Origin of the sequence: Curtobacterium sp. MCBD17_003, from assembly GCF_003234885.2 — a bacterium.
GTDB lineage: Bacteria > Actinomycetota > Actinomycetes > Actinomycetales > Microbacteriaceae > Curtobacterium.
This window is the reverse complement of sequence record NZ_CP126275.1, coordinates 1-21,278: the sequence shown is the minus strand read 5'-3', so window position 1 is coordinate 21,278 and position 21,278 is coordinate 1. Positions and strand designations below refer to the sequence as shown.

General features: G+C 68.7%; 18 protein-coding genes and 2 tRNA genes. 5 read left to right on the top strand and 15 right to left on the bottom strand.

The annotated features are described in order from the left end of the window. Positions 1-5 precede the first annotated feature (5 nt). The 3 genes from DEI88_RS00100 (at position 6) to pknB (ending at position 5,159) form a co-directional block, all read left to right on the top strand. Positions 6-1,460, top strand: a complete 1,455-nt coding sequence (locus DEI88_RS00100) for a peptidoglycan D,D-transpeptidase FtsI family protein (protein WP_111011937.1) — start codon at positions 6-8, stop codon at positions 1,458-1,460. Beyond that, positions 1,457-3,277 carry a protein kinase domain-containing protein gene (locus tag DEI88_RS00095; protein ID WP_111071977.1) on the top strand — a complete coding sequence of 607 codons (1,821 nt, stop codon included), beginning with the start codon at positions 1,457-1,459 and terminating at the stop codon, positions 3,275-3,277. The genes DEI88_RS00100 and DEI88_RS00095 overlap by 4 nt, the downstream gene beginning before the upstream one ends. A gap of 97 nt (positions 3,278-3,374) precedes the next feature. Continuing rightward, positions 3,375-5,159, top strand: a complete 1,785-nt coding sequence (pknB, locus tag DEI88_RS00090) for a Stk1 family PASTA domain-containing Ser/Thr kinase (RefSeq protein ID WP_258375037.1) — start codon at positions 3,375-3,377, stop codon at positions 5,157-5,159. Between the two features lie 169 nt (positions 5,160-5,328). Here pknB and DEI88_RS00085 read toward each other — a convergent pair whose 3' ends face one another. From DEI88_RS00085 to DEI88_RS00075, 3 genes are read right to left on the bottom strand one after another with little or no spacing between them, the layout of a single operon-like run. Continuing rightward, positions 5,329-5,979 carry an anthranilate synthase component II gene (locus DEI88_RS00085; protein ID WP_111071975.1) on the bottom strand — a complete coding sequence of 217 codons (651 nt, stop codon included), beginning with the start codon at positions 5,977-5,979 and terminating at the stop codon, positions 5,329-5,331. Further along, entirely contained in the window at positions 5,976-6,137 is a 162-nt protein-coding gene (locus tag DEI88_RS00080) for a hypothetical protein (RefSeq protein ID WP_181441217.1), read from the bottom strand. Before DEI88_RS00080 ends, DEI88_RS00085 begins: the two co-directional genes overlap by 4 nt. Before the next feature lie 8 nt (positions 6,138-6,145). Next, entirely contained in the window at positions 6,146-6,928 is a 783-nt protein-coding gene (locus tag DEI88_RS00075) for a class E sortase (protein ID WP_111071974.1), read from the bottom strand. Positions 6,929-7,000: 72 nt separating this feature from the next. On the opposite strand from DEI88_RS00075, the gene DEI88_RS00070 reads away from it, so the two are divergent. After that, the gene (locus tag DEI88_RS00070) at positions 7,001-7,255 is read left to right on the top strand and encodes a cell division protein CrgA (RefSeq protein ID WP_111010790.1); all 255 of its coding nucleotides are present in this window, start codon (positions 7,001-7,003) and stop codon (positions 7,253-7,255) included. Positions 7,256-7,429: 174 nt separating this feature from the next. Here DEI88_RS00070 and DEI88_RS00065 read toward each other — a convergent pair whose 3' ends face one another. Both DEI88_RS00065 and DEI88_RS00060 read right to left on the bottom strand, forming a co-directional pair. Next, entirely contained in the window at positions 7,430-8,140 is a 711-nt protein-coding gene (locus DEI88_RS00065; protein ID WP_258390711.1) for a rhomboid family intramembrane serine protease, read from the bottom strand. Between the two features lie 143 nt (positions 8,141-8,283). After that, positions 8,284-8,838 (bottom strand): peptidylprolyl isomerase, encoded by a 555-nt coding sequence (locus DEI88_RS00060; protein WP_111010788.1) that lies wholly within the window; start codon positions 8,836-8,838, stop codon positions 8,284-8,286. Positions 8,839-8,959: 121 nt separating this feature from the next. On the opposite strand from DEI88_RS00060, the gene DEI88_RS00055 reads away from it, so the two are divergent. Then, entirely contained in the window at positions 8,960-9,550 is a 591-nt protein-coding gene (locus DEI88_RS00055; protein ID WP_111071973.1) for a hypothetical protein, read from the top strand. Between the two features lie 335 nt (positions 9,551-9,885). Here the strand turns inward: DEI88_RS00055 and DEI88_RS00050 are convergent. From DEI88_RS00050 to dnaA, 10 genes are all read right to left on the bottom strand, one after another. Continuing rightward, positions 9,886-9,961: transfer RNA gene (locus DEI88_RS00050), tRNA-Ala, on the bottom strand. A gap of 85 nt (positions 9,962-10,046) precedes the next feature. After that, positions 10,047-10,120: transfer RNA gene (locus DEI88_RS00045), tRNA-Ile, on the bottom strand. Positions 10,121-10,194: 74 nt separating this feature from the next. After that, entirely contained in the window at positions 10,195-10,602 is a 408-nt protein-coding gene (locus DEI88_RS00040) for a DUF3566 domain-containing protein (RefSeq protein WP_111011930.1), read from the bottom strand. Then, positions 10,595-13,225: a DNA gyrase subunit A gene (gyrA, locus tag DEI88_RS00035; protein ID WP_111026528.1), complete on the bottom strand. Its 2,631-nt coding sequence runs from the start codon at positions 13,223-13,225 to the stop codon at positions 10,595-10,597. Before gyrA ends, DEI88_RS00040 begins: the two co-directional genes overlap by 8 nt. A 93-nt stretch (positions 13,226-13,318) precedes the next feature. Next, positions 13,319-15,292, bottom strand: coding sequence for a DNA topoisomerase (ATP-hydrolyzing) subunit B (gene gyrB / locus DEI88_RS00030; RefSeq protein ID WP_111010784.1), 1,974 nt, complete (start codon positions 15,290-15,292; stop codon positions 13,319-13,321). Positions 15,293-15,460: 168 nt separating this feature from the next. Then, positions 15,461-15,961: a DciA family protein gene (locus DEI88_RS00025; RefSeq protein ID WP_111035825.1), complete on the bottom strand. Its 501-nt coding sequence runs from the start codon at positions 15,959-15,961 to the stop codon at positions 15,461-15,463. A gap of 2 nt (positions 15,962-15,963) precedes the next feature. Beyond that, positions 15,964-17,229, bottom strand: a complete 1,266-nt coding sequence (gene recF, locus DEI88_RS00020; RefSeq protein ID WP_111071972.1) for a DNA replication/repair protein RecF — start codon at positions 17,227-17,229, stop codon at positions 15,964-15,966. 23 nt (positions 17,230-17,252) lie between these two features. After that, the gene (gene gnd / locus DEI88_RS00015) at positions 17,253-18,137 is read right to left on the bottom strand and encodes a phosphogluconate dehydrogenase (NAD(+)-dependent, decarboxylating) (RefSeq protein ID WP_111010782.1); all 885 of its coding nucleotides are present in this window, start codon (positions 18,135-18,137) and stop codon (positions 17,253-17,255) included. Positions 18,138-18,187: 50 nt separating this feature from the next. Further along, on the bottom strand, positions 18,188-19,333 hold the full coding sequence (gene dnaN / locus DEI88_RS00010) for a DNA polymerase III subunit beta (RefSeq protein WP_111026525.1): 1,146 nt from the start codon (positions 19,331-19,333) through the stop codon (positions 18,188-18,190). A gap of 490 nt (positions 19,334-19,823) precedes the next feature. Further along, the gene (gene dnaA / locus DEI88_RS00005; RefSeq protein WP_111010780.1) at positions 19,824-21,278 is read right to left on the bottom strand and encodes a chromosomal replication initiator protein DnaA; all 1,455 of its coding nucleotides are present in this window, start codon (positions 21,276-21,278) and stop codon (positions 19,824-19,826) included.

Genomic DNA, 21,278 nt, shown 5'->3' with positions numbered 1-21,278 from the left:
CGCCCGTGAAACGCCAACTCCGCTCGATCTCGACCGTGGTCGTGCTCATGTTCGTCGCGCTCTTCGTGTCGACGACGAGCATCCAGTTCTTCTCGGCCCAGCAGCTCCGGGCCGACTCCCGGAACTCCCGGACGATCCTCGACAGCTACTCGACCAAGCGCGGGGCGATCCTGGTCGACGGCACCCCCATCGCCGAGTCGAAGCCCGTGGACGACCAGTACAACTACCAGCGCACCTACGCGAACGGCGACCTGTACAGCGCCGTGACCGGGTACTTCACCATCGGGCAGGGCGAGACCGGGGTCGAGAGCGCCGAGAACTCCTACCTCGCGGGCACGAGTTCCGACAGCTTCTTCAGCAACATCAACTCGATCCTCACCGGGCAGGACGTCCAGGGCGACGACGTCAACCTGACGATCGACCCGCAGGTGCAGCAGGCCGCGTTCGACGCACTCGGCTCGAACACCGGCGCGGTCGTCGCCATCGAGCCGAAGACCGGCAAGATCCTCGCCATGGTGTCGAAGGCGTCGTTCGACCCCAACACCCTCGCCGTGCACGACACGAAGCAGGTCCTGGCCCAGTACCACGCCCTCCTGTCCGCCGAGAGCCAGCCGCTGCAGAACCGCGCGATCGCCGGCGACCTGTACGCGCCGGGGTCCACGTTCAAGCTGATCGTCGCGTCCGCCGCCTTCGCGAGCGGTGACTACGACCTCGACTCGACACTGCCGAACCCGTCGACACTGACCCTGCCGGGCACGAGCCGCACGATCAACAACGCAGAGGGCGGGTCCTGCGGCGGTGGCAACACGGTCACCATCGCCGTCGCGATCCAGAACTCGTGCAACATCCCGTTCGCGGAGCTCGGCCAGAAGCTCGGCTACGACGCCATCAACGCGATGGCCAAGCAGTACGGCTTCGGCGACAGCATCCACGTGCCGATGGCGAGCACGCCGAGCCAGTACCCGCAGACCGACGGCACCGCCGAGCTCATGCGGAGTGCCTTCGGTCAGCAGAGCGTCCGGGTGACCCCGCTCCAGATGGCGATGGTGTCGGCCGGCATCGCGAACGGCGGCCGGGTGATGAGCCCCACGCTCATCGACAAGATCACGACGAGCGACCTGAAGACGGTGGTCCCGTTCCAGGCCAAGCAGTACGGCGACCCGATCTCGTCCGACGTCGCCTCCGACCTGACCAAGGCCATGGAGAGCGTCGTCGACAACGGCACCGGCACCAATGCGAGAATCGACGGGGTCGACGTGGCGGGTAAGACGGGCACCGCCGAGAACGGGACGGGCGATCCCTACACGCTCTGGTTCACCGGGTTCGCCCCCGCGAAGGACCCGCAGGTCGCCGTCGCCGTGGTCGTGGGGAACGGCGGCGGACTCGGACAACAGGGCGTGGGCAACACGGTCGCGGCTCCGATCGCGAAGAAAGTCATGGAGGCGGTGCTGAACAAATGAGACCCACCAGCGGACTCACCTTCGGTGGGCGGTACCAGCTCTCCTCCCGCGTCGCGATCGGCGGCATGGGCGAGGTGTGGCAGGCGACCGACCTCGTCATCGGTCGCACCGTCGCGCTCAAGATCCTCAAGGACGAGTACCTCGGCGACCCCGGGTTCCTCGAGCGCTTCCGCGCGGAGGCCCGACACGCGGCACTCGTCAACCACGAGGGCATCGCGAACGTCTTCGACTACGGCGAAGAGGACGGCAGCGCCTACCTCGTCATGGAACTCGTCCCCGGCGAGGCGCTCTCGACGCTGCTCGAGCGTGAGCACACACTCCCCGTCGACAAGGTCCTCGACATCGTCGCGCAGACTGCCAACGCCCTGCAGGCCGCGCACGCGGTCGGGCTGGTGCACCGGGACATCAAGCCCGGCAACCTGCTGATCACCCCGGACGGCCGGGTGAAGATCACGGACTTCGGCATCGCGCGCATCGCCGACCAGGTCCCCCTGACCGCGACGGGTCAGGTGATGGGCACCGTGCAGTACCTGTCGCCGGAGCAGGCGAGCGGTCACCCGGCGTCGCCCTCGACGGACATCTACTCGCTCGGGATCGTCGCCTACGAGTGCCTCGCGGGCAAGCGTCCGTTCACGGGTGAGTCCCAGGTCGCGATCGCGATGGCGCACATCAACGAGCAGCCCCCGGAGCTCCCGGCGTCGATCCCCGAGCCCGTGCGCGATCTGGTGATGTCCTGCATCGCGAAGAAGCCCGCCGACCGCCCGGCGACCGCGGCGAACCTCGCCCGCGCGGCGCAGGCACTCCGACGTGGTGACGTCGCCGCGGCCACCGTCGCCGTCCCGGCGCTCGGCGCAGCCACGGTCGCCTTCAACCCGCCGGTCGGCAACGACGACGCCACGAGCATCATCGGGACCCAGGCCACGCAGCGGCTCGCTCCGACGCCGGGGCCGGCCGTGCCCAGGGGCCCCGGCACCCCCCCGACTCCCGACGACGACGGCCGGAAGCGCCGGCCCTGGTTGTGGCCCCTCATCGTCCTCGGGGCGCTCCTCGTCGCGGCGCTCGTCATCGGCGGCATCGTGTTCGCGAACCGCGGCAACCAGCAGGACCCGAGCGCGTCGGAGACCCCATCGCACGCGTCCACGCCGAAGCGGTCCGAGCCGAGCGACAGCCCGAGTTCCACGCCGACCACCGCCCAGCCCCAGACCGTCACGGTGAACGAGGGCGACTACACGGGCAAGAACGTCGACGACGTGGCGGCCGCGCTGCGCGCCGAAGGGTTCACCGTCAAGGTCGTCACCGGCGATCCGGCGTCGAGCACGACGCCGGAGAACACGGTGCAGTCCATCGACCCCACCGGCAACCTGCCGTACGGCTCCACCATCACCGTCAAGGCCTACGGGCCCATGCCGTCGGCGCCCACCCCGTCCACGGCCACCGCCTCGCCGATCTCGTCGGACGGCACCTTCACGGCGACCTGGCCGGCGTACACGCAGTGCCCGACCGGCTACAGCCTCACCGGGTACTCGTACACGATCCAGAACGGCACGGACGGCTCCGGGGCGTCCTCGGGGGCGACCCGCGGCACGTCGGTCCGCGTCTCCGCCGGCTCGCCCGGAACGGTGTCCCTCACCTACACCGTCAACTGCGGGGACCTGCAGTCGGGCTCGTCCCAGCCGCTCACCGTGCAGTACCAGCCGGCCGCGACGAGCACGCCCACACCGAGCTCCGCCGGGACCCCGGGTACCCCCGGCACCTCGAACGACGACACGAACAACGTGCTCGACCAGATCGCGAACCGGGTCGGTCTGCACCGCTGATGACCTTCCGATAACGGTTCGCCACCGGGTCCCCCGCGCCAGCGATCCGTCAGGAACCCCTGCCGTACACTGATCGCGACGGACACTCGGAGGACACGTGGCAGAAGGTGTGACCGCGGGGATCTCCCTCCTCGCCGGCCGGTACGAGATCGGCGACACGATCGGCCGGGGCGGCATGGCGACGGTCCACATCGGCAACGACACCCGGCTCGGTCGTCGGGTCGCGGTCAAGCTCCTCAAGCCGAGCCTGGCGAACGACCCCTCGTTCCGCACGCGCTTCCGGCAAGAGGCCCAGGCCGCCGCGCGCATGGCCCACCCGACCATCGTCCGCGTGTACGACGCCGGTGAGGAAACGGTGACCGAGCCCTCCGGTGCCGAGGTCCAGGTGCCGTACATCGTCATGGAGTTCGTCGAGGGCCGTCCGCTCAGCGACATCCTCACCGACGGCCCGCTCGCTCCGGACGAGGCCGTCCGCATCACCGAGGGCATCCTCACCGCGCTCGAGTACAGCCACCGTGCGGGTGTCGTGCACCGGGACATCAAGCCCGCGAACGTCATGGTGACGCAGTCCGGCCAGGTCAAGGTCATGGACTTCGGGATCGCGCGGGCCATCACCGACACCTCGGCGACCGTGGCCCAGACGACCGCGATCCTCGGAACCGCCTCGTACTTCTCCCCCGAGCAGGCCCGCGGCGAGACCGTCGACGCCCGCACCGACCTGTACTCGACGGGCATCGTCCTGTTCGAGCTGCTCACCGGTCGTCCGCCGTTCCGCGGGGACTCGCCCGTGGCGGTCGCGTACCAGCACGTCAGCGAGCAGCCGGCCGCCCCGAGCACCGTGAACCCAGCCGTGTCGCCCGCACTCGACGCGGTCACGCTGCGCGCCCTCGCGAAGGACCGGTCCCAGCGGTTCCAGAGCGCCGCGGAGTTCCGCCGTGACCTCCAGCAGGCCGCGTCCGGGCACGTCCCCGCGGCGCGTCGACTACCGGCCGCCGCCGACGCCTCGACCGTCCTGTTCGGCGTCGACCCCCGGACCTCCGACAGCGCCGACGCGGCCTTCCGCGAGCTCGACGACCCCGATGACGCCCGCCCGCAGCGGACGCAGAGCCGACCGCCCGTGGCGTGGATCTGGCTCGGCGTCATCGTCATCGCAGCCGTCGTGATCGCCGTCGTCTGGTGGGTCGCGAACCTCCAGCCGTCCACGTCGTCCGTGTCCTCGTCGGTGTCCGTGCCGAACGTGGCCGGCGCGACCTGGCAGACCGGGCAGAAGGCCCTGGAGAAGCGCCATCTCGTCGCCGTCCGCGTCGACAAGAACTCGACGTCGGTCCCGAAGGACACCATCATCCGGACCACGCCCGGCGCCGGCACGAACGTCGCGCCCCAGCAGAACATCCGGGTCGTGGTCTCGGCCGGTCCGGCGCAGGTCGCCGTGCCGGACGTGACGAACCAGTCCCAGGGCGCCGCCGAGACCACCCTGAAGTCGCAGGGCCTCAAGATCGGCAGCAGCAACTCGGGGTACTCGGCGACCGTGCCCGCAGGCACCGTCCTCAGCACCGACCCGGGCTCGGGCACGACCGTCAACAAGGGCTCGGTCGTGAACATCGTCGTCTCGAACGGCAAGATCCAGCTGCCCGACGTCACGAAGCAGCCCTTCTCGACGGCGAACGCCACACTCGCAGGCCTCGGGCTCACCGTGCAGCCGCAGCCGGACTACACCTGCACGGGCAGCACCGTGACGCAGCAGTCGCTCCCGCCGGGCGATCAGCCGCAGGGCTCGACCGTGCAGCTGACGTACTGTGCCGCCTCCGCGCAGCCCACGCAGACATCGACGCCGGCACCCACCCAGAGCAGCGACTCCGGGAACGGCGACGACGACCACTGACGGTTCGTCGACCGTCCGGGGCGCCGCCTCCAGCGGACCGCGTGGTCCTCTCCGGACCGCGTGACCCTCATCGGAGATCGCCTGAGCCTCACCGGGCCGCGTGATTCTTATCGGGCCGCGTGACCCGCAGGTCGCCCGCGCGTCGCCCTCAGCGGTCCGCGCGTCGCCCTCAGCGGTCCGTCGAGGGCGACGTGATGAGCGGACCGAGTCCGTCCGCGGCCGTGGCGGCACCCGCGAGCCCGGTCAGCTCGAGCCAGTTCCCCACCATGCGGTACCCACCCTCGGTCAGGACGGACTCCGGGTGGAACTGCACGCCGAACACCGGAGCCTCCCGGTGCTGGACTCCCATGATCACACCCCCGGTCGTCCGCGCGGTGACCTCGAGTTCGTCGGGCACCGTGCCGTCGACCACCGCGAGCGAGTGGTACCGGGTCGCCGTGAACGGCTGCGGAACGCCGACGAACAGCGGGCTGTCGTCGTGCATCACGCTCGACGTCTTGCCGTGCATGAGTTCCTCGGCGTGGGTCACCGTGGCCCCGAGTGCCTCCGCGATGGCCTGGTGTCCGAGGCACACCCCGAGCAACGGCACGTCGGCGCCGATCGCAGCATGCACGGCGGGGATCGAGACGCCAGCGGCGGCGGGAGCGCCGGGCCCCGGCGACAGCAGGACGCCGTCGTACTCGGCGATGCGGTCGGCGATGGCGTCCGCATCGATCGCGTCGTTGCGGATCACGTCGGTCTCGGCACCGAGCTGTTGCACGTAGCCGTTGAGCGTGTAGACGAAGCTGTCGTAGTTGTCCACGACCAGGATCCGGCTCATCGGTGGCCGACCGTCACGTCGGGGGTGGGGATCAGCTCCTGCACCCAGGGGAACACCCACAGGTCGAGGACGGCGAGGACGATCGCGACGAGGAACAGGACCTCGACGATCCGTACCCACACCGGACCGGGCAGGACCCGCCAGAGCGCACCGTACATGTGGTCTCCTAACCCTTGACCTCGGACGCGATGGCCGCCGGCGCTCCCGCGGACCGTGGCTGCCACGAATCGAACACACTGAAGGCGACGATGCGCTCCTGCGCCGAGTACATCGGGTTGCAGCTCGTCATCGTCATGATCCGGTCCTTCGTCGCGACGCCGACGTCGTCGGGGTCCTGGTCGAGGACGGTCACCTGCGTCGGCGGCACGTACTCCAGGTTGCGGAACGTGTAGGTGTAGAAGCCGTCCGCGGTCTCGAGGTAGATCTTGTCGCCGACCTGGAGGTTCGCGATCTGGTTGAACGGGGCGCCGTGCGTCGTGCGGTGACCGGCGACGGCGAAGTTCCCGACCTGCCCGGGCATCTGGGTGCGGTCGTAGTGCCCGATGCCGATCGTGTCGAGTGTGCCCGCCGTGGTCGTGCCGCCGGCCATGGGGACGGCGTAGGTCGCACCGAACCGGGGCACGTACATGACGCCGAACACCTTGGTGTTGCCGGGCTGCGCGCTGACCTTCGGCGGACCGTACCCCTGCGTGGGGGTGGGCGCTGGCGTCGAGATCGCACCGAGCGACTTGCTGAACTGCTGGGCCTGGTGTTCGTGCTGCTTGGCGACGACCAGGTCGTTGAACCACTGCTGCCACGCGATGAACAGGAGGACGAGCACACCCGCCGTGATGAGCAGGTCGCCCAGGACACCGAGGACGGTCACGTGGCCTCGGCGTCGACGACGGCCGCCCGTGTCCGGGGACGGGGCGTGAGCGTCGCCCTCGACGGGCACCTCGGTCACGGTCATGTGGTTCGTCCCCCGTCCGACAGCCCACCCACCCGAGCGGGTGGCAGATGTGTTGACGGTAGGATACCGGCCATGGCCAAGCAGAAGGACCGTACGAAGCCCGCCCGGCAGGCCCGAGCCGACTCGGTCGACACTGCCGGCGGTGCACCGAACCCGGTGTGGTTCAAGCCGGTCATGTTCGGCTTCATGCTCGTCGGCCTCGCCTGGGTCATCGTGTTCTACGTCTCGCAGGGAACGCTGCCCGTGCCGACGCTCGGGTCGCTCAACATCCTGATCGGCTTCGGGATCATGTTCATCGGGTTCCTCATGACGACGAAGTGGCGCTGAGGCGAACACGATCTGTACGCCGGGTGACGGCGGAGCCTAGTGGACTTACACAGCTGTGATTATCCCCAATGTGGACATGGCTGTGGATAACTCATCCCCCTCTTCGGGGGGAGGCGGAAGGCCCGCGGACCGGACGGTCCGCGGGCCTTCGTGTGTCGGGCCTCCCGACGGTGCTCACGTGTACACGGCGTAGGCCGCTGCGGCGATGGCGACCGCGACGACGGCCTCGGCGACGAGCAGGGTGATCTGGAGCCCACGCCGTCGCACATTGCGGGTCCGGGTGAAGATGAAGCCCGTCACGAACCCCGCGACGACGCCGCCGACGTGCGCCTGCCATGCGACGCCGGCGACCAGGAACCCGATCACCAGGTTGAGCCCGATGATGACCAGGATCTGGACCGCGTTGCCGCCGAGACTCCGCTGGAGCACGAAGAACACCGCGAACAGTCCGAAGATCGCCCCGGAGGCGCCGATCACCGTGGTCTGCGGCGCCAGCACCGTCACCGCCACCGAACCGACGAGACCGCTGATGAAGTACAGCGCCACGAACCGCCAGGTCCCGAGCATCTGCTCGAGCATGCGACCGAAGATCCACACGGCCCACATGTTGAACAGGATGTGCAGGAAGCTGCCGTGCACGAACATCGTCGTGATCAACCGCCACGGCTGCGTCGGCAGCCAGTACGGGTTGTAGTCCAGCGCGGCGGTGACCGGCCCGTTCGTCCCGCCGGTCAGCATCTGCAGCAGCCAGATGGCGACGCTGACGACGACGATGACCGTCGTCGCTTTCTGGTCGATCATGCCGAAGCGACGCCGTGCCACCGTGAAGGTGCTCGGACCGACGGTCCGGCGGTTCGACGAGAACTGCGCGCGCTGCTCACGCACGCACTCGGGGCAGTGCACCCCGACGGCGGCCGGTGTCTGGCACTCGGTGCAGATCGTCCGCCCGCAACGCTGACACAGGATGAAGCTCTGCCGGTCCGGGTGCCGGTAGCAGAAGTTCGCTCGGTCTTGGGAGAAGTCGGTCACTACGCCCCGGCGCCAGCGGAGTCGGTCACGTCGATGCTCTGGATGACGACGTCCTCACGCGGCTTGTCGCGGCCGTCGGTGGGCACGGCCTCGATCGCGTCGACGACCGCGCGCGACTCGTCGTCGGCGACCTCTCCGAAGATCGTGTGCTTGCCCTGCAGCCACGGGGTGGCGACGGTCGTGATGAAGAACTGCGAGCCGTTGGTGCCGCGGCCACCCTGGGTGCCGGCGTTCGCCATCGCCAGGATGTACGGCTGCTGGAACGTGAGCTCCGGGTGGATCTCGTCGTCGAAGCGGTAGCCCGGGCCGCCGATGCCCTGGCCGAGCGGGTCACCGCCCTGGATCATGAAGTCCTTGATGATGCGGTGGAACACGACGCCGTCGTACAGCTTGTCCGTCGACACCTTGCCGGTACCCGGGTGCGTCCACTCCTGGGTGCCCGTGGCGAGTCCGACGAAGTTCGCGACCGTCTTGGGTGCGTGGTTGCCGAAGAGGTTGACGCGGATGTCGCCGAGGTTGGTGTGGATGGTTGCAACAGCGGTGTGCGAAGACATGTGGCCATTCTCGCATGCGCTCCCGGATCGTTCATGGTACTTCCAGACGAGGCACCGTGACCTGCCAGGGCCTCCGGTGGCAGGATGGGCATCTCACCGCCCGATCCGATGGAGGTAGCTGATGACCATGGAACTCTCCCGCAAGCGCAAGAAGCAGATCAAGAAGCTCAAGGGTCAGACGACCACCCTCCTCGGCGAGCAGCGCAAGGTCCTCGAGCACGCGAACGCCATCCTGGCCGAGGCCCGGCTGCACGCCGCCGACGCCGCTCGCAACGACCTCGCCCCCCGCGTCAAGGACGCCATCGACAACGGGGTCAAGCCCGCCGTCGCCACCGGGGTGCACGCGGCGACGTCCGCGGCGACCGCCACCAAGACCCGGCTGACCACCGAGGTCGTCCCGAGCCTCGTGTCGACCCTCGGGTCCGCGATGAGCGTCGTGGACCTGGCCAAGGACCCAAAGGTGCGCAAGATCGTCGCCGACGCCACCAAGAAGGCGGCCAAGGCCTCGAAGAAGGGCCGCAAGGCCGCCAAGACGGTGGTCAAGGCCGCGCCGAAGCAGAAGAGCGGACTCGGCTTCGGCGGCGTCGCGCTCATCGTCGTCGGTGCCGTCGCCGTCATCGGAGCCGCGTACGCGGCGTACCAGACCCTCCGTGCCGACGACGACCTGTGGGTCGCCGACGACGCGGACACGGCGGACAAGCCCGCCGCCTGATCGGATCGCACCACACGAACGGCCCGTGTCATTCGGCGCGGGCCGTTCGTCATGCCGGGAGGGCCATGCCACCCGGCGTCGCCGGCAGCCCTCCGCCGAGATCGCAGCAGATGTCGTTTCGGCGCGGTCCGAAGCGGCACCCCCTGCGATCTCGCGCAAGAGGAGGACCGGAAGGGACGCCCGGACCGAAGGCACTGGGCCGGCGCCGCGCGCCGAGCGCCGAGCACGGAGCGCTCAGGCACGCCCCGCGACGTCGCGCCGCAGGGGCGGCGGCGCGCACGAAGCACTGAACCAGCGGGCTGCGAAGGCGCGAAGCGCCGAGCAGCCCAGACAGCTGGTGGAGCCTAGGGGAATCGAACCCCTAACCCCCGCCTTGCAAAGGCGGTGCTCTGCCAATTGAGCTAAGGCCCCGGATGGTCGGCCATGCTACCGGAGGAGCAGCCGACGGGTCATACGGGCTCGGTGGTGCAGTCACGATGACGGCGAACCGTCGGAGTGGGGCTACTAGGACTTGAACCTAGGACCTCTTCGTTATCAGCGAAGCGCTCTAACCGCCTGAGCTATAGCCCCGAGACCGGATGAAAGCCTACATGACGCGCGCCGCGGGCGCGAATCGGGTGGGGCCTCCAGACCGGTGATCCGGGTCAGTTGTTGGTGAACCCGACGAGCAGACCACCGGTGATCCGCACGCTGAGGTTGTACAGCACGCTCACGATCGCGCCGAGCACCGTGCCGACGACCACGTTGAGGCTCCCGACGACGATCGAGAACCCCATGACCTGGCCCAGCGAGAACTGGTCCATGATCGAGTAGTTGTTCTTGCCGGTGACGTCCTGCAGCAGCTTGTCGATCTGGGTGAACACGCCCGTCTGGTTCAGGATGATCCAGACGAGCATGGTCGCCACGACGATCACGATGCTGCCGGCCAGCGCGATGAGGAACGACAGCTTCACGCACGACCAGAAGTCGAGGTACACCAGGCGCAGCCGGACCTGCTTGGTGCCGACGGGTCGCTTCGTCTTGCGCTGGAGCTTCTCGGCGACACTACTCATTCGTTGACTGGTCCTCTCCGGCCTGCGGGTCGGCGGGCTCGTCCGTTGCCTCGGCGGGGCTCACTGCTTCGACCGGGCCCGCGGGTTCGATCTCGGCGTCGGCCTGGTCGTCCAGGTTCCGTTCACTGTTCCGGGCCACTGCGATGATCCGGTCGTCGTCGGCGAAGCGTGCGAACACGACGCCCATGGTGTCGCGCCCCTTGGCAGGGACCTCGGCCACGGCAGACCTTACCACCTTGCCGGAAGCCAGCACGACGAGCACCTCGTCGTCCCCGCTGACGATGAGACCGCCGACCAGGTCACCCCGGTCGACCGCGAGCTTGGCGACCTTGATACCGAGACCGCCGCGCCCCTGCACGCGGTACTGGTCCACGGCGGTGCGCTTGGCGTAGCCGCCCTCCGTCATCACGAACACGAATCCCTCGTCGTGCGCGACCGAGGCGGACAGCAGCGAGTCGTCCCCACGGAAGGTCATGCCCTTGACGCCGGACGTCGAGCGGCCCATCGGACGCAGGGCGTCGTTGGTCGCGGTGAACCGGAGCGACATGCCGTGCCGCGAGACCAGGAGGAGGTCGTCGGACTCGTCCACCAGGAGTGCGGAGACGAGTGCGTCACCCTCGCGGAGGTTGATCGCGATGATCCCGCCGGTGCGGTTCGTGTCGTACTCGGTGAGCGCGGTCTTCTTGACCAGGCCGTCGCGGGTCGCCAACACGAGGTACTGGGCTGCCTCGTAGTCGCGGATGTCGAGGACCTGCGAGATCTGCTCGTCGGGCTGCATGGCGAGCAGGTTGGCGACGTGCTGGCCCTTGGCGTCGCGCCCGGCCTCCTGGAGTTCGTACGCCTTGGCGCGGTAGACGCGACCCTTGTCGGTCAGGAACAGCAGCCAATGGTGCGTCGTCGTGACGAAGAAGTGGTCCACGACGTCATCCGCTCGGAGCTGGGCGCCCTTGACGCCCTTGCCGCCGCGGTGCTGGGACCGGTAGTTGTCGCTGCGTGTGCGCTTGACGTAGCCACCACGCGTGATGGTGACGACCATCTCCTCCTCGGGGATGAGGTCCTCGACGCTCATGTCGCCGTCGAACCCGAACATCACCTCGGTGCGGCGATCGTCGCCGAACTTGGCGACGATCTCGTCGAGCTCCTCGCCGATGATCACGCGCTGGCGCTCGGGACGCGCGAGGATGTCCTGGTAGTCCGCGATGAGGCGCTCGAGCTCCTCGGCCTCCTCGTGGATCCGCTGTCGCTCGAGGGCGGCGAGACGACGGAGCTGCAGGTCGAGGATCGCGCGTGCCTGGACCTCGTCGACCGACAGCAGCGCCATGAGGCCGTCCCGGGCCTCCTCGACCGTCGGCGACCGGCGGATGAGCGCGATGACCTCGTCGAGCGCGTCGAGGGCGGCGAGGTACCCGCGGAGGATGTGCGCCCGCTCCTCTGCCTTGCGGAGCCGGAAGCGGGTCCGCCGGACGATGACCTCGACCTGGTGGTCGACCCACGCCGAGATGAAGCCGTCGAGCGCGAGCGTGCGCGGGACACCGTCGACGATCGCGAGCATGTTCGCGCCGAAGTTCTCCTGCAGCTGCGTGTGCTTGTACAGGTTGTTGAGCACGACCTTGGCGACCGCGTCGCGCTTGAGGACGATCACGAGGCGCTGTCCCGTGCGGCCGGAGGTCTCGTCGCGGATGTCCGCGATGCCCGCCAGGCGGCCGTCCTTGACGAGCTCCGCGATCTTGACCGCGAGGTTGTCCGGGTTCACCTGGTACGGCAGCTCGGTCACGACGAGGCAGGTCCGACCCTGGATCTCCTCGACGTTGACGACCGCGCGCATGGTGATCGAACCACGGCCCGTGCGGTAGGCGTCCTGGATGCCGCGGACGCCGAGGATCTGCGCGCCGGTCGGGAAGTCCGGGCCCTTGATCCGCTGCATGAGCGCCTCGAGGAGCTCCTCGCGCGTCGCGTCCGGGTGTTCGAGCGCCCACTTCGCGCCCTCGGCGACCTCGCGCAGGTTGTGCGGCGGGATGTTCGTGGCCATGCCGACCGCGATGCCGACCGACCCGTTGACGAGCAGGTTCGGGAAGCGCGACGGCAGGATCGACGGTTCCTGCGTGCGGCCGTCGTAGTTGTCCTGGAAGTCGACGGTGTCTTCCTCGATGTCCCGCACCATCTCGAGCGCGAGCGGAGCCATCTTCGTCTCGGTGTACCGCGGGGCGGCTGCACCGTCGTTGCCGGGGGACCCGAAGTTGCCCTGGCCGAGCGCGAGCGGGTACCGGAGGCTCCACGGCTGCACCAGGCGGACGAGGGCGTCGTAGATGGCGGAGTCGCCGTGCGGGTGGAACTGCCCCATGACGTCGCCGACCACGCGTGAGCACTTGGAGAAGGCGCGGTCCGGGCGGTACCCGCCGTCGTACATCGCGTAGAGGACGCGCCGGTGCACGGGCTTGAGGCCGTCACGGACCTCCGGGAGCGCACGCCCGACGATGACGCTCATGGCGTAGTCGAGGTAGGACCGCTGCATCTCGAGCTGGAGGTCGACCTGCGAGATGCGGTCGCCCGAGAGCACGATGTCGCCGGCGTCGCCGTGCACGACCTCGGGCTCGTCGCCGCCGTTGTCGTTGTCGTCAGCCATGTGCTGCCTCTCTCATCGGCCGGGAGGCCGTGGTTCCGTCCTGCTCGGGCGTCGCGCCGGCAGGTGGTCGGGGCGCGCGGGGCGCGCGGTGCCTCAGATGTCCAGGAAGCGGACGTCCTTGGCGTTCTGCTGGATGAACTGACGACGCGACTCGACGTCCTCGCCCATGAGGGTGGCGAACACGCCGTCGACCGCGGCGGCGTCCTCGAGGGTGACCTGGAGCAACGTGCGGGTGTCCGGGTTCATCGTCGTGTCCCAGAGCTCCTTGTAGTCCATCTCGCCGAGGCCCTTGTAGCGCTGGATCCCGTTGTCCTTCGGGATCCGCTTGCCCGCCGCGAGACCGGCCTGCAGCAGGACGTCGCGCTCGCGGTCACTGAACACGTACTCGTGGGCCGAGTTCGACCACTTGAGTCGGTAGAGCGGGGGCTGCGCGAGGTACACGTAGCCACGTTCGATGAGCGGACGCATGTAGCGGAACAGGAGCGTCAGCAGCAGCGTGGTGATGTGCTGGCCGTCGACGTCGGCGTCGGCCATGAGCACGATCTTGTGGTACCGCGCCTTGTCCGGGTCGAAGTCCTCGCCGATGCCGGCACCGAACGCCGTGATCATCGACTGGATCTCCTGGTTCGCCAGCGCGCGGTCGAGTCGGGCCTTCTCGACGTTGAGGATCTTGCCGCGCAGCGGGAGGATCGCCTGGGTGAGCGGGTTGCGCCCCTGCACCGCTGATCCGCCGGCCGAGTCGCCCTCGACCATGAAGATCTCGCTGACCGTCGGGTCCTTGGACTGGCAGTCCTTGAGCTTGCCCGGCATCCCGCCGGATTCGAGCAGGCCCTTGCGCCGCGTGGTCTCGCGCGCCTTCCGCGCCGCCATGCGCGCCTGGGAGGCCTGGATCGCCTTGCGGACGACGTCGCGCGCCTGCGTCGGGTTGCGCTCGAGCCAGTCGCCCAGTTCCTGACCGACGACACGCTGGACGAACGACTTCGCCTCGGTGTTGCCGAGCTTCGTCTTGGTCTGGCCCTCGAACTGCGGTTCGGCGAGCTTGACGGAGATGACGGCGGTCAACCCCTCGCGGATGTCGTCACCCGTGAGGTTGTCGTCCTTCTCCTTGATGATGTTCTTGTCGCGCGCGTACTTGTTCACGAGCGAGGTGAGCGCGGCGCGGAAGCCCTCTTCGTGCGTGCCGCCCTCGTGCGTGTTGATCGTGTTCGCGAAGGTGTGGACGCTCTCTTGGTACGAGGTGTTCCACTGCATGGCGAGCTCGAGGGAGATCTTCCGGTCGGTGTCCTCGGACTCGAGGGAGATCACGTCGGGGTGGATCACCTCCGCCTTCTTCGTGCTGACGAGGTACTCGACGTAGTCGACGAGCCCGCGCTCGTAGTGGAAGACGTCCTTCCGTGCTTCTTCGCCCTCGTCGGGGACACGCTCGTCGTGGAGCGTGATCCGGAGCCCCTTGTTGAGGAACGCCATCTGCTGGAACCGCGTGCGCAGGGTCTCGTAGTCGAAGTCGACGGTCTCGAAGATGTCCGCGTTCGGCCAGAACGTGATCGTCGTGCCGGTGGTGTCGGTCTCCTCGTCCTGGGAGAGCGGCGCGACGGGCACGCCGTCGGTGTAGCTCTGCCGCCACACGTGGCCCTGTCGGCGCACCTCGACGTCGAGTTCCGAGCTCAGGGCGTTCACGACCGACGACCCGACGCCGTGCAGGCCACCGGACACCGCGTACCCGCCGCCGCCGAACTTACCGCCGGCGTGCAGGACCGTCAGCACGAGCTGGACGGTCGAGATGCCCTCGTTCGGGTGGATGTCGACCGGGATGCCACGGCCGTTGTCGGTGACGCGCACACCGCCGTCCTCGCGGATGACGATGTCGATCTGGTCGCAGTACCCCGCCAGGGCTTCGTCGACCGAGTTGTCGACGATCTCCTGGACGAGGTGGTGGAGCCCACGTGGTCCGGTGGAGCCGATGTACATGCCGGGGCGCTTGCGGACCGCTTCGAGGCCTTCGAGCACCTGGATCTGATCGGCACCGTACGCGTTGTCCTGAGGGGTGTCGCCAGATTCTGATGACATGGTCGTTGTGGCTCCTGCCCGCCTGCGATTCGGTCGTGCAGCACGGCGTGTCCGGCGTGCGCCAGCGCCCGCGTGCAACCCCACGAGTCTACCGCAGCAGGCCTGCTCCCGAGGGCTGAGACGCCGATCTGCGGGCCGATTCCGCTCCCAGAGGATTGATTTGTCGCCTCAACCGTAGGTATCGCGAGGGCCGCGCCCCTGGACCGATCTGAGACCGCGTTTCCAGGTCGGGGCGTCCGGGGCGAGAACGCGCACCGACTCGACCCCCGCCTCCGGGTAGCGCTCCGCGATCGTCGTCGTGATCTGCGCGCGCATGAGTCGGAGTTGTGTGGCCCAGGCGGTCGAGTCACACCGGATGAGCAGCGCGTGGTCGTCGATCGACACCGGATCCGAGTGCGCCGCGAGCTCGGCACCGACGACATGGGGCCACGCGGCGATCACCTCGGACTGCGCCAGGGGCTCGGTCCACCCGAGCTCGCTCGTCAGGTTCCCCACCACGTCGCCGAGCCCCCGCGGCTCGCGTCCGACGCCGTAGGGCTCCGAGTCCGCGGAGGCCTCGCGTCGACGACGCCGACGCGCGTCGACGGATCGCTTCGCGGGGTCACCGAACACCGCCTTCAGGTGGAGGTAGAACCGCGTCGGTTCGGTCGGCCGGTCCGGTCGTGGCACCGTCACACCTCCTGCGCGGCCGGACGGGAGGAACGGTGCGCGTCCGCCCCGTCGGTCCCGTCCGTCGATCCGGTCGCCGGGGTCCCCGTCTCGGCGACCGCCGCGGCGTCGCCCGGCGCGTCCACGATCCTCCCGGCGTCGATGTGCACCGTGTGCGCGGCGAGGACCGGCGGCACGTCACCGTGGACGGCCGCCGTGATGAGCACCTGCTCGTACCCGGACACCGCGTTCGCGAGTCGGCCGCGGCGGGTCTCGTCGAGTTCCGCGAACACGTCGTCCAGCACGATGATCGGATCGCCGAGGGACGACTCCGCGCGGAGCACGGCCGCGGCCGCGAGCTTGACCGCCAGTGCGAACGACCACGACTCGCCGTGGCTGGCGTAGCCACGGGCCGGTAACCCGTTGAGCCGGAAGAGGACATCGTCTCGGTGCGGACCGACGAGGGTCAGTCCGCGGTCGAGCTCGTCCCGGCGCCGACGGGCCAGGCCGGCTCGGAACCCGTCCGCCGCGGCGGCCACCGTCACGGGTTCGATCTCGCTCCCGAGCTCCTGCTCGGTCTCCGGGTCGCCGCCGCGGATGCTGAGGACGCCCGCGAGTGACGCCTCGTGGGCCGCACCCGCGACCGCCGCGTAGGCCTCGGCGACGAACGGTGCGAGTCGTCGGACCAGGTGGTCGCGCCCGGCGATGACCTCGGACCCGAGCGCGACGAGGCGGTCGTCCCAGACGTCCAGGGTCGACATCGCGCCGCCGCTGACACCCGAACCGCGCGCCGACTTGAGGAGCGTGTTCCGCTGGCGGAGCGTCCGGTCGTAGTCCGCGAGCACCCCCTGCATGCGCGGGGCGATGAGCACGAGGAGTTCGTCGAGCATCCGGCGCCGGCCGGCGGGCTCACCGCGCACCAGGGCCAGGTCCTCGGGGGCGAACAACACGCTCGTGCAGTAGCGGGGGAGATCCCGGGGCTTGATGGGTGCCCGGTTCACCTGGGCTCGGTTCGAGCCGGTCCGGTTGATCTGCACCTCGGCGAGGATCGTGCGCTCCTCGTACGCGAGCCGTGCCCGGACGATCGCCGCGTCGCACCCCTGTCGCACGAGCGCGGCGTCGGTCGGGACCCGGTGCGAACCGAGGGTGGACAGGTACCCGATCGACTCGACGAGGTTGGTCTTGCCCTGTCCGTTCCGGCCCACGAACAGGTTCGGCCCGCGTGCGAAGTCGACGTCCGCCTCCCGGTAGTTCCGGAAGTCGGTCAGTTGGAGATGGTCGACGTGCACGCGGGCCGAAGGAGCGAGGACCGCTAGGCCTTCTTGACGGCGTGGCCGCCGAACTGGTTGCGGAGGGCGGCGACGGCCTTCATCGTCGGCGACTCGCTGCCCTGACGGGACACGAAGCGCGCGAAGATCGAGGCGCTGATCGCGGGCATCGGCACGGCGTGCTCGATCGCTTCCTCCAGCGTCCAGCGACCCTCACCGGAGTCCTCGACGTAGCCCTCGAGCTCCTTGAGCGTCGGGTCCTCGTCGAGCGCGCGCACGAGCAGCTCGAGCAGCCAGGAACGCACGACCGTCCCGCGCTGCCATGCCCTGAAGGTCCCGGGGACGTCCTTGACCAGGTCCTTGGCCTCGAGGAGCTCGTAGCCCTCGCCGTACGCCTGCATGATCGCGTACTCGATGCCGTTGTGGACCATCTTCGTGTAGTGGCCGGCACCGACCGGACCGGCGTGGACCAGGCCCTCTTCGCGCGGACCCTCGGGGCGGAGCGCGTCGAGCACGGGCATCGCCGTCGCGACGTCCTCGTCCGCGCCGCCGACCATGAGGCCGTAACCGTTGTCGAGGCCCCAGACACCACCGGACACACCGGCGTCCATGTAGCGGATGCCCTTGGCGTCGAGCTGCTTGGCGTGCACCTCGTCGTCGAGCCACTTCGAGTTGCCACCGTCGATGACGAGGTCGCCCGCGTCGAGGACGTCGGCGAGGCCCGAGATCACGTCGTCGGTGATCTTGCCGTGGGGGACCATGACCCACACGAGGCGCGGGCCGGGCAGAGCCGCCGCGAGGTCCGCGAGGCTGGCGACATCGGAGACGGCGGGGTTGGCGTCGTAACCGGTGACCTCGATCCCTGCGTTGCGCAGGCGGGCACGCATGTTGTTGCCCATCTTCCCGAGGCCGACAAGACCGATGTGCATGATTTCCCTTTTCTCGTTGAGTTCGCGCGACGCCCGGTGGTGCCCCGGCGTCAGCGCAGGAGGAGGTTGGGCTGGAGCAGGTACCGGTAGCCGTCCGCGGCCGCGTCCTCGCGCGAGGTCTGTCCCGTGATGAGCACAGGCCCCGGCTTGTTCGGGTTCTCCGTCTTGGTGAAGGAGATGCGGACGAACTCGGAGTGCACCGCGTTCAACCCGTCCAGGAGGAACTGCGGCTTCAGCGAGACCACGGTGTCCTCTCCGGTCAACTGCGCGTCGATCGACTCTGATGCCTGCGCTTGTTCGGATCCGATCGCCTCGAGCGTGAGCCCGTCGACCGAGAAGGTGAATCGGAGCGCGGCTTCGCGCTCGAGGACGAGGGAGACGCGACGGACGGCCTCGACCAGTTCCGCGGTGTTGAGCACCGCGTGGTCGGGGACGGTGTCGGGGAACAGCCGGCGGACCGGCGGGTAGTTGCCCTTGATGAGCAGCGAGGTGACGGTCTTGTCGTCGGCACGGAACGCGATGAGTTCGCGGTCCTGGTTGCCGCTGATCGACACCGACACGGTGCTCGCTGATCCGAAGGTACGTCCCACCTCCTGAAGGGTACGCGCGGGTACCAGGGCGTGCATCGGGTCAGCGCCGACGCGCCCGCTGTCCCATGCGATCGTCCGGACGGCGACCCGGTAGCGGTCCGTCGCGACGAGGGACAGGTCGGTGTCGCCGACCTCGAGTTGCACACCCGTGATGACGGGGGTGACGTCGTCACGGCTGGCGGCGACCGCCACCTGCGCGACGGCCTCGGAGAAGGCGTTGCCCGGGATGACGCCCGTCTGGGGACCGACCTCGGGCAGGGTCGGGTACTCGGCCACGGGCATGCTCAGGAGCGTGAAGTGTGCCGATCCGCACGTGACCGTGATGCGGGACTCGTCGGTGCTGAACACGACCGGCGCGTTCGGGAGGCGGCTGGCGATGTCAGCGAGGAGGCGCCCGGACACGAGCACGGTGCCGGGGTCGTCGATCTGCGCCGGGATGCGGGTCTGCGCACTGACCTCGTAGTCGAACGACGAGAGCGTCAGGTGGTCGTCCTCGGCGTGGATGAGCACACCCGACAGGATCGGGAGCGTCGTGCGCTGGGGGAGGAGCTTGACCGCGAAGGAGACCGCTTCGCTGAAGACGTCCCGGTTGACATGGAACTGCACAGCTGGGACCCCTGTCCTTCGGTTCGGTGACGGCGGCCCCCATTGTGGCACAGCGGGCGGGGGCGGGATCCGTGTCGTTCGGCCGCTGGGGACCGTCCACAAGGTTGGCCCCCTGAGAGAGATCGTTAACCAGGAGTAATGGTCTTAACGCTTGTGCACAGTGTGGATAACTCTGTTGATCGTTGTCAGGACGGGGAACTACAACCGTGTGACTTGTGAGCAGCGTGTGGAGCGGCCGTGGACGAGGAAAACTCGTCGGGAACTCCGTCCCGACGACGTCCACAGCTGGGCCCTCGTCCATGAACAGGGGAGCGGCGTGTCATCCACAGTTATCCACACGTTGTGCACATCTTGTGGAGACCGGACGGTGGTGCTCTCCGGAGGCGGCGTCGCGGCCGTCCCGCAGCCGGGCCGGGGGGACGCATGGCGGGGCCGCGGTGGGCCTCCCGGCCGGCGCGCGGAGGGGGGTACGAGGGCGACGTTGGCGGTGCTACTTGTAGCGGCGGTCCTGCTTGATGCGGCTCGTGAGCTCGGTCACCTGGTTGTAGATCGACCGACGTTCCTTCATGAGTTCGGTGATCTTCTTGTTCGCGTACATCACGGTCGTGTGGTCGCGGTTGCCGAACAGCTGCCCGATCTTGGGCAGGGACAGACTCGTCATCTCGCGGCAGAGGTACATCGCGATCTGCCGGGCGGTCGCGATCGCCTGGGAGCGGGAGGAGCCGTAGAGGTCGTCGACGGACAGTTTGAAGTAGTCCGCGGTGTGCGTGATGATGTCGACCGGTGCGATGACGTTGTCCTCGTCGAGCGTGATGAGGTCCTTGAGCACTGTCTGCACGAGTGCCATGTCGACCTCGGTCCGGTTGAGGCTCGCGAACGCGGTGACCCGGATGAGCGTCCCCTCGAGCTCGCGGATGTTGCTCGACACCTTGGACGCCATGAACTCGAGGATGTCGTCGCGCACCTGCAGGTGGTCGCTCTGCGCCTTCTTGCGGAGGATCGCGATGCGGGTCTCGAGGTCCGGTGCTTGGACGTCCGTGATCAGGCCCCACTCGAACCGGCTGCGCATGCGGTCCTCGAAGCCGGTCAGGTGCTTCGGCGGCAGGTCCGACGTGATGACGACCTGCTTGTTGTGGTCGTGCAGGGTGTTGAAGGTGTGGAAGAAGGCCTCTTGCGTGGAGTCCTTCCCCTGCAGGAACTGGATGTCGTCGATGAGCAGGATGTCGATGTCGCGGTAGCGCTGCTGGAACTGCGCGGAGCGGTTGTTCGCGATCGAGTTGATGAAGTCGTTGGTGAACTCCTCGCTCGAGACGTACCGGACGCGGATGCCGGGGTACAGGCTCTCGGCGTAGTGCCCGATGGCGTGGAGGAGGTGCGTCTTGCCGAGGCCGGAGTCGCCGTAGATGAACAGCGGGTTGTAGGCCTTCGCCGGGGCCTCGGCGACCGCGACAGCGGCGGCGTGTGCGAAGCGGTTGGAACCGCCGATGACGAAGTTGTCGAAGTTGTACTTCGGGTTGAGGCGCGAGTCCGGGCGGCCGGCACTCGACGGGTTGTCCACCGGCGCGGGCACGAACGGGGCCTCGACGTACTGGCGCGGGGCCGTGCCCTGCTCCATCGGCGGGACGGGTGCCGATGCCGCGTACGCGGGGACCACCGGATCCGTGCGGGGTTCCGGGGTCAGTTCGGGGTTCACCGTGATCGCGAAGTTGGCGACCGAGTCGTCACCGAGGCGCGAGACGGCCTCGGTGATGGGGACCCGGATCCGCTGCTCGAGCATGCCGCGCGTCAGGTCGTTGGGCACCTCGAGGTAGAGCGTCCCGGCGAGCACGCCCTTCGGTTCGACCAGGTTGAGGAATCCGTGCAGCTGCGGGGTGATCCGGTCGTCGTCCTCGAGGAGTCCGAGCACCGAGGCCCAGAGGTCCTCGACGGGTGCCGGGATCGTCAT

Coding starts and splice junctions, on each gene's coding strand:
- DEI88_RS00075 (WP_111071974.1), bottom strand. CDS start 6,928: ATGACCGTGACCGAGGTGCCCGTCGAGGGCGACGCTCACGCCCCGTCC.
- DEI88_RS00070 (WP_111010790.1), top strand. CDS start 7,001: ATGGCCAAGCAGAAGGACCGTACGAAGCCCGCCCGGCAGGCCCGAGCC.
- DEI88_RS00060 (WP_111010788.1), bottom strand. CDS start 8,838: ATGTCTTCGCACACCGCTGTTGCAACCATCCACACCAACCTCGGCGAC.
- DEI88_RS00040 (WP_111011930.1), bottom strand. CDS start 10,602: ATGAGTAGTGTCGCCGAGAAGCTCCAGCGCAAGACGAAGCGACCCGTC.
- DEI88_RS00055 (WP_111071973.1), top strand. CDS start 8,960: ATGACCATGGAACTCTCCCGCAAGCGCAAGAAGCAGATCAAGAAGCTC.
- gyrA (WP_111026528.1), bottom strand. CDS start 13,225: ATGGCTGACGACAACGACAACGGCGGCGACGAGCCCGAGGTCGTGCAC.
- gyrB (WP_111010784.1), bottom strand. CDS start 15,292: ATGTCATCAGAATCTGGCGACACCCCTCAGGACAACGCGTACGGTGCC.
- gnd (WP_111010782.1), bottom strand. CDS start 18,137: ATGCACATCGGTCTTGTCGGCCTCGGGAAGATGGGCAACAACATGCGT.
- dnaA (WP_111010780.1), bottom strand. CDS start 21,278: ATGACGATCCCGGCACCCGTCGAGGACCTCTGGGCCTCGGTGCTCGGA.
- DEI88_RS00095 (WP_111071977.1), top strand. CDS start 1,457: ATGAGACCCACCAGCGGACTCACCTTCGGTGGGCGGTACCAGCTCTCC.
- DEI88_RS00085 (WP_111071975.1), bottom strand. CDS start 5,979: ATGAGCCGGATCCTGGTCGTGGACAACTACGACAGCTTCGTCTACACG.
- DEI88_RS00080 (WP_181441217.1), bottom strand. CDS start 6,137: ATGTACGGTGCGCTCTGGCGGGTCCTGCCCGGTCCGGTGTGGGTACGG.